Source organism: Pseudoxanthomonas mexicana (assembly GCF_001556105.1).
In the GTDB taxonomy this organism is placed as follows: Bacteria; Pseudomonadota; Gammaproteobacteria; order Xanthomonadales; family Xanthomonadaceae; genus Pseudoxanthomonas_A; species Pseudoxanthomonas_A mexicana_A.
This window is the reverse complement of the sequence record NZ_LSIF01000062.1, coordinates 1-11,898: the sequence shown is the minus strand read 5'-3', so window position 1 is coordinate 11,898 and position 11,898 is coordinate 1. Positions and strand designations below refer to the sequence as shown.

At 66.4% G+C, this 11,898-nt stretch carries 14 protein-coding genes and 1 pseudogene; 9 read left to right on the top strand and 6 right to left on the bottom strand.

Annotated elements, in window-relative coordinates:
- The first annotated feature begins 20 nt into the window (after positions 1–20).
- Together AX730_RS10990 and AX730_RS10985 are read left to right on the top strand one after the other, a co-directional pair.
- Positions 21–1,376: an amidohydrolase family protein gene (locus AX730_RS10990; RefSeq protein ID WP_062356186.1), complete on the top strand. Its 1,356-nt coding sequence runs from the start codon at positions 21–23 to the stop codon at positions 1,374–1,376.
- A gap of 36 nt (positions 1,377–1,412) precedes the next feature.
- The gene (locus AX730_RS10985) at positions 1,413–2,516 is read left to right on the top strand and encodes an MFS transporter (protein WP_083537862.1); all 1,104 of its coding nucleotides are present in this window, start codon (positions 1,413–1,415) and stop codon (positions 2,514–2,516) included.
- Here AX730_RS10985 and AX730_RS10980 read toward each other — a convergent pair.
- From AX730_RS10980 to AX730_RS10955, 6 genes are all read right to left on the bottom strand, one after another.
- Entirely contained in the window at positions 2,497–3,234 is a 738-nt protein-coding gene (locus AX730_RS10980; RefSeq protein WP_062356180.1) for an alpha/beta fold hydrolase, read from the bottom strand. The two genes, AX730_RS10985 and AX730_RS10980, sit on opposite strands and share 20 nt — an antisense overlap.
- Positions 3,228–3,851 carry a DUF2058 domain-containing protein gene (locus AX730_RS10975; protein WP_062356178.1) on the bottom strand — a complete coding sequence of 208 codons (624 nt, stop codon included), beginning with the start codon at positions 3,849–3,851 and terminating at the stop codon, positions 3,228–3,230. The genes AX730_RS10980 and AX730_RS10975 overlap by 7 nt, the downstream gene beginning before the upstream one ends.
- A gap of 35 nt (positions 3,852–3,886) precedes the next feature.
- Complete coding sequence (locus AX730_RS10970; protein ID WP_062356292.1) at positions 3,887–4,093, bottom strand: SlyX family protein; 207 nt, start codon at positions 4,091–4,093, stop codon at positions 3,887–3,889.
- A gap of 19 nt (positions 4,094–4,112) precedes the next feature.
- Positions 4,113–5,465 carry a UDP-glucose dehydrogenase family protein gene (locus AX730_RS10965; protein WP_062356175.1) on the bottom strand — a complete coding sequence of 451 codons (1,353 nt, stop codon included), beginning with the start codon at positions 5,463–5,465 and terminating at the stop codon, positions 4,113–4,115.
- Positions 5,466–5,514: 49 nt separating this feature from the next.
- Positions 5,515–6,450 (bottom strand): FKBP-type peptidyl-prolyl cis-trans isomerase N-terminal domain-containing protein, encoded by a 936-nt coding sequence (locus AX730_RS10960; protein ID WP_062356172.1) that lies wholly within the window; start codon positions 6,448–6,450, stop codon positions 5,515–5,517.
- 82 nt (positions 6,451–6,532) lie between these two features.
- Positions 6,533–7,072 carry a glutathione peroxidase gene (locus AX730_RS10955; RefSeq protein ID WP_062356169.1) on the bottom strand — a complete coding sequence of 180 codons (540 nt, stop codon included), beginning with the start codon at positions 7,070–7,072 and terminating at the stop codon, positions 6,533–6,535.
- 159 nt (positions 7,073–7,231) lie between these two features.
- On the opposite strand from AX730_RS10955, the gene AX730_RS10950 reads away from it, so the two are divergent.
- The 7 genes and pseudogenes from AX730_RS10950 to AX730_RS10920 all read left to right on the top strand — a co-directional run.
- The gene (locus AX730_RS10950) at positions 7,232–7,492 is read left to right on the top strand and encodes a hypothetical protein (protein WP_062356166.1); all 261 of its coding nucleotides are present in this window, start codon (positions 7,232–7,234) and stop codon (positions 7,490–7,492) included.
- A 2-nt stretch (positions 7,493–7,494) separates the two neighbouring features.
- Positions 7,495–7,857 (top strand): GntR family transcriptional regulator, encoded by a 363-nt coding sequence (locus tag AX730_RS10945; protein ID WP_062356164.1) that lies wholly within the window; start codon positions 7,495–7,497, stop codon positions 7,855–7,857.
- Positions 7,857–8,732 carry an ABC transporter ATP-binding protein gene (locus AX730_RS10940; protein WP_062356161.1) on the top strand — a complete coding sequence of 292 codons (876 nt, stop codon included), beginning with the start codon at positions 7,857–7,859 and terminating at the stop codon, positions 8,730–8,732. The genes AX730_RS10945 and AX730_RS10940 overlap by 1 nt, the downstream gene beginning before the upstream one ends.
- Positions 8,729–9,727 (top strand): ABC transporter permease, encoded by a 999-nt coding sequence (locus tag AX730_RS10935; protein ID WP_062356158.1) that lies wholly within the window; start codon positions 8,729–8,731, stop codon positions 9,725–9,727. The genes AX730_RS10940 and AX730_RS10935 overlap by 4 nt, the downstream gene beginning before the upstream one ends.
- A 55-nt stretch (positions 9,728–9,782) precedes the next feature.
- On the top strand, positions 9,783–10,451 hold the full coding sequence (locus tag AX730_RS10930; RefSeq protein WP_062356156.1) for a YggN family protein: 669 nt from the start codon (positions 9,783–9,785) through the stop codon (positions 10,449–10,451).
- A gap of 109 nt (positions 10,452–10,560) precedes the next feature.
- A complete protein-coding gene (locus tag AX730_RS10925; RefSeq protein WP_157074203.1) occupies positions 10,561–11,235 on the top strand; it encodes a YggN family protein in 675 nt (224 codons plus the stop codon).
- A gap of 107 nt (positions 11,236–11,342) precedes the next feature.
- Positions 11,343–11,898 (top strand): annotated as a pseudogene (locus AX730_RS10920) (hypothetical protein); the annotation flags it as partial.

Sequence of the window (11,898 nt, the reverse complement as noted above, 5' to 3'; positions counted from 1 at the left end):
CCCCCACCGATGGAAACGCCATGCGCCACCGAACGCTTCTGCTGGGCCTGGTCGCCAGCCTGGTCGCACTGCCCGCCTCCGCGTCCGATACGGTGATCCTGGAGAATGCGCGCGTCTTCGATGGCCATCGGGATCTTGGCATCGTCGACGTGGTGCTGCAGGGCGACCGCATCCTCCAGGTCGGCAAGACCAGCGAGACACAACGACGCACGGCGCGCCGCATCGACTACACCGGCAAGCACGTCATCCCCGGGATGGTCAGCAACCACTCCCACGTCGGCAACACGCAAGGACTGGAACACGGCGACCGTTTCTACACGCGCGACATCGTCGTGCGCGACCTGCGCCAGTTCCAGCGCTACGGCGTGACCACGGTGACGTCGCTCGGCATGAACGGCGAGGCGTTCGCCGCGATCCGTGCCGAAGTCCGGAACGATCCCACGCTCGGCGCGCAGCTGTATGGCGCCGGTGCCGGCATCGGCGCCGTGGCCGGCGCGCCTCCGGCGCAGATCATGGGCCTGTCCGACGATCCGGTCGCGCGACCTGCCACCGCTGACGAGGCGCGCAAGGCGGTACGCGCGCAGAAGGACGCCGGCGTGGACCTGATCAAGCTGTGGGTCGACGACCTGGGCGGCCGCTTTCCAATGATGACACCGGAGATCTACCGGGCCGCCATCGACGAGGCGCATCGCAACGGCCTGCGCGTGGCGGCGCACATCCACGACCAGGCACAGGCCGGCGGCCTGGTGGACGCCGGTGTGGACATCATCGCGCACGGTATCCGCGACGAAACCGTTGCACCGGGGCTGGTACAGGCGATGAAGGCACGGGGCACGTGGTACATCCCCACGGTCAACATCGATGAAGCCAACTACCTCTACGCCGAGCATCCCGCATGGCTGCAGACGCCGTTCCTGCGCAACGCGCTGCCGGACCAGGTGGCGGCACGCTGGCTCGACCCGCAGTGGGCACCGCAGCAACTGGCGGGCGCCAACATTCCCGGCGCACGCAAGGCGGTGGAAACGAACCTGCGCAACCTGCGCATCCTGCATGAAGCCGGTGTCGCCATCGGCTTCGGCACGGACTCCGGCGCCATGCCGCAGCGCGTGATCGGCTTCGCCGAGCATCGCGAGCTGGAGCTGATGACGCAGGCGGGGTTCACGCCGGCACAGGCGCTCACCACGGCGACCGGGGAAGCCGCACGGCTGCAACGTCTCGAAGATCGTGGCCGCGTGGCGGACGGCCTGCGCGCCGACCTGGTGGTACTGGATGCGGACCCGCTGCAGGACATCCTCAATACACGCCGCATCCATGCCGTCTGGCAGGCGGGCCGTCAGGTCTCCGATGGCCCATCGGACGCCACGCACGCACCATGATCGCCACCCTGGAACGCAATCCGCACCGACGCTGACATGAATCCCGCTCCTCCCGCGATGGCACCGTATCCGGCGGCGCGCCTGTCCAGCTTCTATTTCTTCTACTACGCCGCGCTGGGCGCCTTCACGCCGTACTGGAGCCTCTATCTCGAATCCCGCGGCCTCGGCGTGGCCGCCATCAGCGTACTGATGAGCCTGTGGTACGCCACGCGCATCGTGTCGCCGAGCCTGTGGACCACGCTGGCGGCGCGTTCCGTCCATCCCATCCGTTGGCTGCACGCGGGCTGTGCACTGGCGGTAGGGTGCTTCGCCCTGTTCCTGCTGCCCCTCGAACATGCCGGCCTGTTCGCCGTGATGCTGGGCTTCTGCTTCGCCTACAACGCGGTAATGCCGCAGTTCGAGTCGATCACGATGTCGCACCTCGGTGCGCGCAGTGACCGCTACGGTCTGATCCGTGTATGGGGATCGATCGGCTTCATCGTGGTGGTGGCCTCGTTCGGCTGGTTGATCGACGAGCGGCGGCTCGGCGTGGGCGCGCTGCCGTGGCTGATGCTGCCGGTGCTGGCGGGCGTGCTGGGATCCGCCCTGCTGAACCGGTACGCGCACGACCCGAGCCTGCCGGCACACGATGCGGACGGCGGTTTTCGCGCGCGGCTGCGGCAACCGCAGGTGATCGCCTTCTTCGTCGCGGCGTTCCTGACCCAGATATCGTTCGGCCCGTTCTACACGTTCTTCTCGATCTACCTCTCCGAACACGGCTATCCGACCGCGACACAGGGCGTGCTCTGGACCGTCGGCGTGCTGGCGGAGATCGGCGTGTTCTTCCTCTCCAGCCGCATCTTCCGGCGCTGGGACGCCAGCCGCGTGCTGTTGCTGGCCCTGCTCAGCGCCTCGGTGCGCTGGCTGGTCACCGCGCTCTTCCCCGACAACGCCCCGGTGATGGTGCTCGCCCAGCTGACCCATGCGCTGAACTTCGGCGCGTTCTTCGCCGCCGCGATGCAACTGCTCGTGCGCTTCTTCCCCGGACGCATGAACGGCCACGGACAGGGCGTCTTCTATGGCCTGTCGTCCGGCGTCGGCGGCGTGTGCGGCGCCCTGCTCGCGGGCCAGCTGTGGCGCATCAGCGGCGAAGCCGCCTAGCCACGCGCGCCCCCCTCAGCCCGTCCAGCCACCGGGCAATTTCGGCCGCCGCCGGCAACGGCGCCATCTGGAAAAGGAAGTGCGGTGCGTCGATCACCGCATGACGGGCATTGCGGGACAAGCGGATGACTTCGCGCCCTGCCTTCGGCCAGATGAGCCGGTCGTGCCTGGCCTGCAGGTACAGTACCGGGATCTCCAGGGCCGCCAGTTCCTTCGTCACATCCGCACGCAGCGCCGCCAGGGCGCGCTGGCGCAGGACGGCGCGCGGCAGGGTGGCGATGATCGCCTCGAACTCGGCGCGCAACGGCGCCGGCAAGCCGCTGCCTGCGAGCACGTGCTCCAGCGCGAACAGCGGCGGCGCGACGGCCGGCATCCGCTGAACGAGCAGCGCGCCGATACGGCTGAACGGCAGCGGCGAGCGTACGAAGCTCGCCGCCATCACCAGCGCACGGACGCGCCGTGGATGCCGGTGCGCCAACAGGACTCCCAGGGGACCGGCGAAGGACTCCGCCACCAGCACGATATCGTCGTGACGCTCGACCGCGGGCTGCAGCATGTCGGCCAAGGCGGCATAGCTTTCGAAACACGTGCTGTCGTACGCCAGCACATCGATGTCCGCGGTGTCGGCCAATGCGGCGATCAGCGGAGCGTAGAGGCGGCCCGTTCCATCGAGGCCCGGCAACAGGCAGATCCGCGGCCGGGTGGGCGTCGTCACCACACCAGGTCGTCGGGCACCTGGTATTGCGGATCGGCGTAGGGATCGGCTTCTGCCGGCGCATCAGGATCCACCTTCAGCGCGACGGCCGGCGCGAAGATGGATTCCGCTTCGGCGAGCACCGCCGAGGTCACCAGCAGGTAGCGCCCGTTCTGCTGCACCACGCCGAGCTCACCGGCGTTCAGCGCCTTGAGCTGTTCCGCGTTGACGTAGATGCGCTTGATCTTGCCGCCATAGGGGAAATGCCGCGCGATGTCGGCGTCGGCATGGTTCAGCGACTTGTCCTTGAGGAAGGTTTCGAGCTTCGCCTTGGCCTCGCGGCGCACACGTGCCTCTTCCTGTTTCACCCGCTCGGCTTCGATGCGCTCGTCCTTCTCGCGCTGGGCGCGGATGGCGTAGGCCTTGGCGAGGTCGATGTCTTCCTGGCTGCGCCTCGGCTTGTTCGCGCCGTGCGGCGTACGAGGCTTGCCGCCCTGCCCCGGTTTCGGATGCGCACCGCCCTTGCCTGCCGGCTTGTGGGCATCGCGACGCGGATCGGGGCGGCGCTCGGGTTTGCGCTCGGGTTTGGGCGCGGGCTTGAAGCCCAGGCCCAGCAACTGGTCGCGAAGTGAATCGGTCATCGGTCGTTCGTGGGGACTACTGTGCCCCAAGCGTATCAATAATGCGGGGGCGGCGGTTCGTTGGCGGGATCCTCGAACAGCGAGGTACGCACCTTGCCCAATTCTTCCACCATGTGGCGCAGCAGCAGCGAGGTGCGCTGGTTCTCTGCACGCGCATCCGCGAGTGCTTCGCTCATTTCACCGAGCGAATGCTCCTGGAACGCCAGCCGGGTTTCCAGCTCCACCAGGCGACGTTCTAGCATGTCGCCCTGCAGCGGAAGATCAGCCTGCACGTACGGATCTCCCGCGCCCGATGCCGTAATAAGCGATGCCGGCGGCTTCCACTTCGCCGGGATCGTACAGGTTGCGCCCGTCGAAGATCACCGCATCGGACAGCGTCTCGCGCAGGCGCGCGAAGTCGGGGCTGCGGAACTGCTTCCACTCGGTCACCACCACCAGAGCGTCGGCGCCGTCGATCGCCACGCGCGCGTCATCGCACAGCACCAGGTCATCACGCTCGCCGAAGATGCGGGCGGCCTCGTCGCGTGCTTCGGGATCGTACGCGCGCACCTGCGCGCCGGCCTGCCACAGTTCGGCGAGCAACCGGCGGCTGCTCGCTTCGCGCATGTCGTCGGTATTGGGCTTGAACGACAGTCCCCAGACGGCGAAGGTCTTGCCACGCACGCCTTCGTCTTCGCCACGGTCGTAGTGGCGCTGGATGAGTTCGAACAGATGGCCCTTCTGGCGCTCGTTCACGTCTTCCACGGCCTGCAGCAGTTCTGGCGCGTAGCCATACTGCTGCGCCGTGCGCGCCAGCGCCTGCACGTCCTTCGGGAAACAGGAGCCGCCGTAGCCGGCGCCTGGATAGATGAAGTGCCAGCCGATGCGAGGATCCGAACCGATGCCCTGGCGAACGTGTTCCACGTCCGCGCCCACGCGCTCGGCGATGTTGGCGATCTCGTTCATGAAGCTGATCTTCGTGGCCAGCATCGCATTGGCGGCGTACTTGGTCAGCTCCGCCGATCGCACGTCCATCACCACGATGCGTTCGTGGTTGCGGTTGAACGGCGCATACAGCCGACGCAGCTTTTCCACCGCTTGCGGGCTCGACGCGCCGACCACGATGCGGTCCGGCCGCATGCAATCGCTGACCGCGTCGCCCTCTTTCAGGAACTCGGGATTGGAGACGACGTCGAACGCGACATCCACGCCGCGCGAAGCCAGTTCCTCTTCGATGGCGGCACGGACTTTATCGGCCGTTCCGACCGGCACCGTGGACTTGTTGACCACCGTGCAGGGACGATCGAGGTGGCGACCGATCGTCCGCGCCACCGCCAACACGTACTGGAGATCGGCGCTGCCATCCTCATCCGGCGGTGTGCCGACGGCGATGAAGACCACTTCACCATGTGCGATGCCGTCGACGGCATCGGTGGTGAAGCGAAGCCGCCCGGCCTCGTGGTTCGCCTTCACCATCGGCGACAGGCCGGGCTCGTAGATCGGCACAACGCCACGGTTCAATCCCTCGACCTTGGCCGGATCGATGTCCACGCAGACCACGTCGTGGCCCACCTCGGCAAGGCAGGTGCCGGTGACCAGTCCCACATATCCCGTACCGAAGATCGCTACACGCATCAGCGCAGTTCCATCAATGAAAGTTCAGTGCTGAATACGGTGATTCGATTTACTGCAGGACACCCATCAGCTCGACGTCGAAGGTCAACGTCGAGTCGGGGCCGATCTTGCCACCCGGCGCACCATTCGGACCGTAGGCCAGATTGGACGGGATCCAGAAGCGGTACTTCGCACCGACGGGCATCAGCGCCACGCCTTCGGTCCAGCCGGCGATCACCTGGTTCAGGCCGAACTCGGCCGGCTCGCCACGCGCGTACGAGCTGTCGAAGACGTCGCCGTTGAGCAGCTTGCCTTCGTAATTGACACGCACGCGGCTGCTGGACATCGGGCGCTGGCCATTGCCTGCGCGCAACACCGTGTACTGCAGGCCGGACGGCGTGGTCACCACGCCTGGCTTGACCTTGTTGGCGGCCAGGAACGCGGCACCCTCGTCACGGTTGCGCTGCGCGGCACCGGCCTGGCGCTTCGCCATGTAGGCCTGCATTTCGGCCTGTGCCTGTTCCACCGTCAGCAGCGGCGTGCCGGTCTTGGTGGCGATCGCCTTGACGGCCTGCGTGAGCACCGCGACATCGACCTCGTCCTTGAACGGCAGCAACGAAGGGCCGATCACGTAGCTACCCAGGAACACACCCACCTTGGCCTTGTCCACCGGCGGCGGCGTGCTGCCCGGCGGCATGCCGGGGATCGGCTGGCCGTCAGCCACGGCCAGATTGAGGCGCAGCAACTGGTCGGTGGCCTGCGCTTCCTGTTCGGACATCGTCTTCGGCTTGCCGGCGAAGGTGTCGGCGATGGCGCGCTGGAACGCCGCCGCGTCCATGAAAGGACCGACCGGCTGCAGCGAATTGCCCACGTCCACGCCGATGGCGTAGCTGACCTTGTCACGCTCGGAGACCAGCGCGGTTTTTTCCTGTGCAGCCACGCTGCCTCCCAACATCGAAAACGAGATTGCCAACACTACGGCTGCGCCGCGGACCGACCGCTTCATCCTTCCTGCTCCTGGAACCCGCGCCGCGGTGGCGGCGCCAAACCGATATTGTTGCACGCCGGCCACCTGCGAAGGCACCGCATCAGTGCGCGGCACGCGGCTTTTTCAGTTCGCGCTCGATGGCCTCGACGACGGCCGGATCGTCAGGCTTGACCTTGCTGGGAAAATTCGCGACCACGCGGCCATCGCGACCGATCAAGTACTTGTGGAAGTTCCAGCCCGGTGCGGTGCCGGTGGATCGGGTCAACGATTTGTAGAGCGGCGTGGCGTCGCTGCCCGTCACCACCACTTTTTCGAACATCGGGAACTTCACGCCGTAGGTCAGCGTGCAGAACTCCTGGATGTCTTTCTCGCTCCCCGGTTCCTGGCCCTTGAAGTCATTGGACGGAAAGCCGAGCACGGCGAACCCCTGCCCGGCATAGCGCTGGTGCAGCGCTTCTAGCCCCTCGTACTGCGGTGTGTAGCCGCACTTGCTGGCGGTGTTCACCACCAACAGCACCTGCCCCGCGTACGCCTTCTTCAGGTTCACTGGCGATTTGCCGGCCAGCGGGCGGTACGCGACATCGAGCAAACCGGCAGCCAACGCCGCGGCCGACAGCCCCAGCAACCCGATTAACGCCATGATTTTCAATGAGTTGAACTTCACGCTGGGACCCCACTAGTACGAACATGACAAGTATGCCTTCAGTTGGGTGACAAAACCTCGCGAGGCAGTTGACGCCCTGTGTTTTGGTGTTATAGTTGAATACAACACCACTCACCCAACTCACGGGGAGATGCCATGAAGCAGAAACTGACCCACATCCTGCCCAGCCTGGCCGTCGGCGGCCTGTTGCTGACGGCTGGCACGCTGGCGGGCCTGTCCGGCGCCCGCACGGCAGAGGCGGAGTCCGCCGCGCTGGTGGGCGCGCTGGAATCCGACGTCGGTGAGATCACCGGCGACGACCGCGCCCCGGCGACGAGCCAGCACAAGCGCCGTGCCCGCGCATCGCTGGCCATGCCGTACTTCTCCTTCGGCCAATCCCTGCGTCCGAGGAGCTGACCATGGCGCCCATCCAATGGAGCGACGGTGCTCCCATCTACCGTCAATTGAAGGATCGTGTGATCGCCATGATGCTGGACGGCATCCTGAAGCCGGGCGACGCGCTGCCGTCGGTCCGCCAGGTGGCGGCCGAGTACCAGCTCAATCCGATTACCGTGTCGCGCGCCTATCAGGAGCTGGCGGATGAAGCGCTGGTCGAGAAGCGCCGCGGCCTGGGCATGTTCGTCACCGACGAAGCCGCCAGGAAGCTGCGTGGCAGCGAGCGCGAGCGGTTCCTGACCGAAGAATGGCCCGCGGTCGCCGAGCGCATCGAGCGCCTGGGCCTGTCCATCGAAGAGTTGCTGCAATCCAAGGGGATCAAGTGATGAATGCTGCAATCGCCAACGCCGTGGTGTCGGCCCGCGGCCTGCGCAAGGCCTACAAGAACAAGCTTGCGCTGGACGACACCAGCTTCGAGATCGAAGCGGGCAAGATCATCGGCCTGATCGGTCCCAACGGGGCCGGCAAGACCACCGCGCTGAAAGCCATCCTCGGCCTGACGCCGTTCGAGGGCCAGTTGTCGGTGCTGGGCCTGGATCCGCGCAAGGACCGCGACGAACTGATGAAGGATGTCTGCTTCATCGCCGACGTCGCGGTACTCCCGCGCTGGATCAAGGTGAAGGAGGCCATCGACTTCGTCGCCGGCGTCCATCCGCGCTTCGACCGCGCCAAGTGCGAGCGCTTCATCGCCAACACCCAGCTCAAGCCCAACCTGCGCGTGCGCGAGATGTCCAAGGGCATGATCGTGCAGCTGCATCTGGCATTGGTGATGGCGATCGACGCCAAGCTGCTGGTGCTCGACGAACCCACCCTGGGCCTGGACATCCTCTATCGCAAGCAGTTCTACCAGCGCCTGCTGGAGGACTACTTCGATGAGCAGAAGACCATCATCGTCACCACCCACCAGGTCGAGGAGATCGAGCACATCCTCACCGACGTGATGTTCATCCGCGACGGCAAGATCGTGCTGACTTCGCCGATGGAAGACGTGGCAGAGCGCTACACCGAGGTGCTGGTCAGCGGCGATGCCATCGACCAGGCGCGTGCCCTCAAACCCATCGACGAGCGCGCCCTGCCCTTCGGCAAGACCGTGCTGCTGTTCGACGGCGTACCGAAAGGACACCTCGCCGCCCTCGGCGAAACCCGCACCCCAGGCCTGGCCGACCTGTTCGTCGCCATCATGAAAGGAACCTACGCATGAACGCCGTGACTTCGACGTTGGGCAAATCCTCCAAACCGGGCGCGTTCACGTGGCTGCTGAAGCGCGAATTCTGGGAGAACCGCGGCGGCTTCTTCTGGGCGCCGGTCATCACCGGCGGCATCTTCGTGGTGTTGAACCTGATCCTGGCCGTGATCGGCAGCATCGCCGCACGCGGCAAGATGAGCGATGGTGGCTTCAGCATCGAGGAAGCGCCCGAGAAGGCGCATCAGATCCTCGGCGGCGTCGGTGACGGCATGTTGCTGGGGGGCGTCATCCTGGCCTGCGTGGTGCTGGCCTTCGTGGTCTTCTTCTACGCCCTGGGCACCCTGTACGACGACCGCCGCGACCGCAGCGTGCTGTTCTGGAAGTCATTGCCGGTGTCCGACACCCACATGGTGCTGTCGAAGCTGGCATGGGCGCTGGTGCTGGCGCCGCTGCTGGCGATCGGCGTTGGCATCCTGATCGGCCTGGCCATGTGGCTGATCTCGGCGCTGACCATCACCGTCAACGGCCTGCCTGCCGGTACCGCAGTGTTCACCCATTCGCACCCGCTGCGCATCATCGGCGGTGTCATCGCCTCGCTCCCGGTCTACATGCTGTGGGCGCTGCCTGCGATCGGCTGGTTGATGTTCTGCTCGGCCTGGTCGCGCAGCAAGCCGTTCCTGTGGGCGGTGCTGGTGCCGGTGCTGCCCTGCGTGATCATCAGCATGACCGACATCCTGCCCGGCCTGGAAATCCGCCACGACCTGATCTGGTACACGGTGGTCTATCGCGGCCTGGCGAGCGTCATCCCGGGCGCCTGGTTCCCCACCCTGCCGGGAGGCGCCATCACGCCGAACGATGGCATCAACAGCCCGGACGACCTAGCCAACGCCATTGACCTGACCCGCAGCTGGCAGGCGTTCGCCACCGCCGACCTGTGGATCGGTGCGGCAATCGGCGTGGCGCTGATCGTCGGCGCGATCTACCTGCGCCGCTGGCGCGAGAGCGAGTAATCCTCCCGGCGGCGTCCCGCACGCCGCCTTTTCCGCCCGATATCGAGGACATCCCATGCGCAAGACTGCTTTTCTCGTCCGCGGCACCTGTGTAGCCGCCGCACTGCTGCTGGCGGCCTGCCAACCGGCGCAGGACCCACAGGACAAAGCCCCCTCCGGCATCGCCGCCAAGGCGCTGGACGAAGTCGCCAACGGCCTGGGCGACGCCAGCCAGGAAATGGAAAAGGCGCGCCAGGAAATCGCCGCGGCACGCGACCGCCTGGCACGCGAGAGCATTTCCCTCAACCGCAACAAAAGCGAATCGCTACCGAAGGCGGAAATCACACCGGCCGGCGAATTGCTGATCGAAGGCAAATCCATCCCCACCACACCGGAGCAGAAAGCGCTGGTGCTGGCCTACCGCGGCGAGTTGCTGAACGTGGTAGGCGACGGCATGGCGATCGGCATGGAAGGAGCGCGCGTCGGTATCGATGCCGCTGCTTCCGCCCTGAAGGGCATGCTGTCCGGCCAGTCCGGCGACGAGATCGGCAAGCAGGTCGGCGAGCAGGCCAAGGCCAAGATCAAGCCGATGGTCGCCCAGCTGTGCACACGCCTGCCCGGCCTGCTGTCGGCCCAGCAGGCGCTGGCGACCGCCCTGCCCGAGTTCACGCCCTACGCCACCATGGACCAGTCCGACGTGGACGACTGTGGCGATGCGAACGGCGACGGCAACTGGACCTTCTGAGGTTCCGCGCCACCCCGGCAATACCGTCATGGCTGTCACGCGCTGGGCTCCGCCTGCCGCCGTCATGCCATCCACGACCACCGAGCTTCTCACTTGCAAGGAACCGGACATGCCTGCCACGCGTATCCCACACGTCCTGATACCGCTGATGCTGGCCAGCCTGCTGACGCTGGCCGCGCAACCTGCGGGCGCGAAAAACACCCGCGTCGATAGCGACATCAGCGCGGACCTGGCCGATGCGCGCCACGACGTGCGCACGGAACTGGCCGCCGCCCGCCGCAAGCTTGAGACCGGCAACCTGGCCCTGGGCAGCAACCTGCAGTTCGGCAAATCCGGCAAGCGCAGTTCAGATGAAGATCACCCCTTGCCGAAGGCGGAAATCACCCCGCAGGGCGACTTCCTGATCGAAGGCAAGCCCGTCGCCATCGACCGTACGCAGCGGCAGGAACTGCTGCGCTACCGGGGCCAGGTCATCGAGATCGCCAAGACCGGCATCGATATCGGCGAGCGTAGCGCCCAAGCGGCGCTGGACGCAGTCGACCGTGGTCTCTTCAGCCTGATGGTCGGCGCCATGACCGGCAGCCTGGAGCGCCGCGTCGAGAAGACCGTTCGCGAAACGGTCGAGCCCGGCGTGCGGCAGATCTGCCGTCGCCTGCCTGCCCTGCGCGACACCCAGCAGCGCCTGTCCGCCAGCCTTCCGCAATTCCGCCCGTATGCCACGCTGGACGCGGACGCGGCCGAAGATTGCGAGCAAGACCTGCGCCAGGAGTTCGCAACGCGCTGATCCACCCCCTGCGGGTACCCGGGCGCTTGCGACCGGTGCTCCACGCCTGAGCCGATTCCGGAGATCTACGGATGCACACCGCCTTGTTCCCCCTCCCGTTGCTTGCCTTGTGGGCGCTGTCCGCTCCCACGTTGGCGGGGGACCGGTACTGCAGGCACGAGGCGCCGCGTCAGCTTGCGCTCGACATCGGCGACGCCAGCACCGTGGTGTTCGAGGTCGGTCCGCACGACCTGACCGTCGAATCGCGCGCCGGTGCGCCGGCCGCGATGAAAGGCAGGGCGTGCAGCAGCCACGCTGAGCGTCTGGATCGACTGAAGATCGAGCAACGCCGCGCCGGCGACAAGCTGATCGTGCGGATGTACCAGGAAGGCAATTTCGGCGGCATCTCGTTCGGCAGCACTTACGCGTACATGAACCTGACGGCGACCCTGCCGGACCATCTGCCCGTGCAGGTGAAAGTCGGCTCAGGCGAGGCCGAGGTCACCGGCGCGCCGGTATTCAGCGCCGACGTCGGCTCCGGCCACGCGGTCGGTCGCAATATTCGCGGACTGGCCGCCGCCTCGGTGGGCTCGGGCGATATCGACATCCACGGCGCTGGCAGCCTCAAGGTCGTGTCGATCGGCTCCGGCGACGTGGAAGCCGAGGACGTGCGCGGTGCGACCG

What these genes read in the sequence shown, in the direction of transcription:
- AX730_RS10990 (WP_062356186.1), top strand. Translation starts at nt 21, where the DNA reads ATGCGCCACCGAACGCTTCTGCTGGGCCTGGTCGCCAGCCTGGTCGCA.
- AX730_RS10985 (WP_083537862.1), top strand. Translation starts at nt 1,413, where the DNA reads ATGAATCCCGCTCCTCCCGCGATGGCACCGTATCCGGCGGCGCGCCTG.
- AX730_RS10975 (WP_062356178.1), bottom strand. Translation starts at nt 3,851, where the DNA reads ATGACCGATTCACTTCGCGACCAGTTGCTGGGCCTGGGCTTCAAGCCC.
- AX730_RS10970 (WP_062356292.1), bottom strand. Translation starts at nt 4,093, where the DNA reads ATGCTAGAACGTCGCCTGGTGGAGCTGGAAACCCGGCTGGCGTTCCAG.
- AX730_RS10965 (WP_062356175.1), bottom strand. Translation starts at nt 5,465, where the DNA reads ATGCGTGTAGCGATCTTCGGTACGGGATATGTGGGACTGGTCACCGGC.
- AX730_RS10960 (WP_062356172.1), bottom strand. Translation starts at nt 6,450, where the DNA reads ATGAAGCGGTCGGTCCGCGGCGCAGCCGTAGTGTTGGCAATCTCGTTT.
- AX730_RS10955 (WP_062356169.1), bottom strand. Translation starts at nt 7,072, where the DNA reads ATGGCGTTAATCGGGTTGCTGGGGCTGTCGGCCGCGGCGTTGGCTGCC.
- AX730_RS10950 (WP_062356166.1), top strand. Translation starts at nt 7,232, where the DNA reads ATGAAGCAGAAACTGACCCACATCCTGCCCAGCCTGGCCGTCGGCGGC.
- AX730_RS10945 (WP_062356164.1), top strand. Translation starts at nt 7,495, where the DNA reads ATGGCGCCCATCCAATGGAGCGACGGTGCTCCCATCTACCGTCAATTG.
- AX730_RS10940 (WP_062356161.1), top strand. Translation starts at nt 7,857, where the DNA reads ATGAATGCTGCAATCGCCAACGCCGTGGTGTCGGCCCGCGGCCTGCGC.
- AX730_RS10935 (WP_062356158.1), top strand. Translation starts at nt 8,729, where the DNA reads ATGAACGCCGTGACTTCGACGTTGGGCAAATCCTCCAAACCGGGCGCG.
- AX730_RS10930 (WP_062356156.1), top strand. Translation starts at nt 9,783, where the DNA reads ATGCGCAAGACTGCTTTTCTCGTCCGCGGCACCTGTGTAGCCGCCGCA.
- AX730_RS10925 (WP_157074203.1), top strand. Translation starts at nt 10,561, where the DNA reads ATGCCTGCCACGCGTATCCCACACGTCCTGATACCGCTGATGCTGGCC.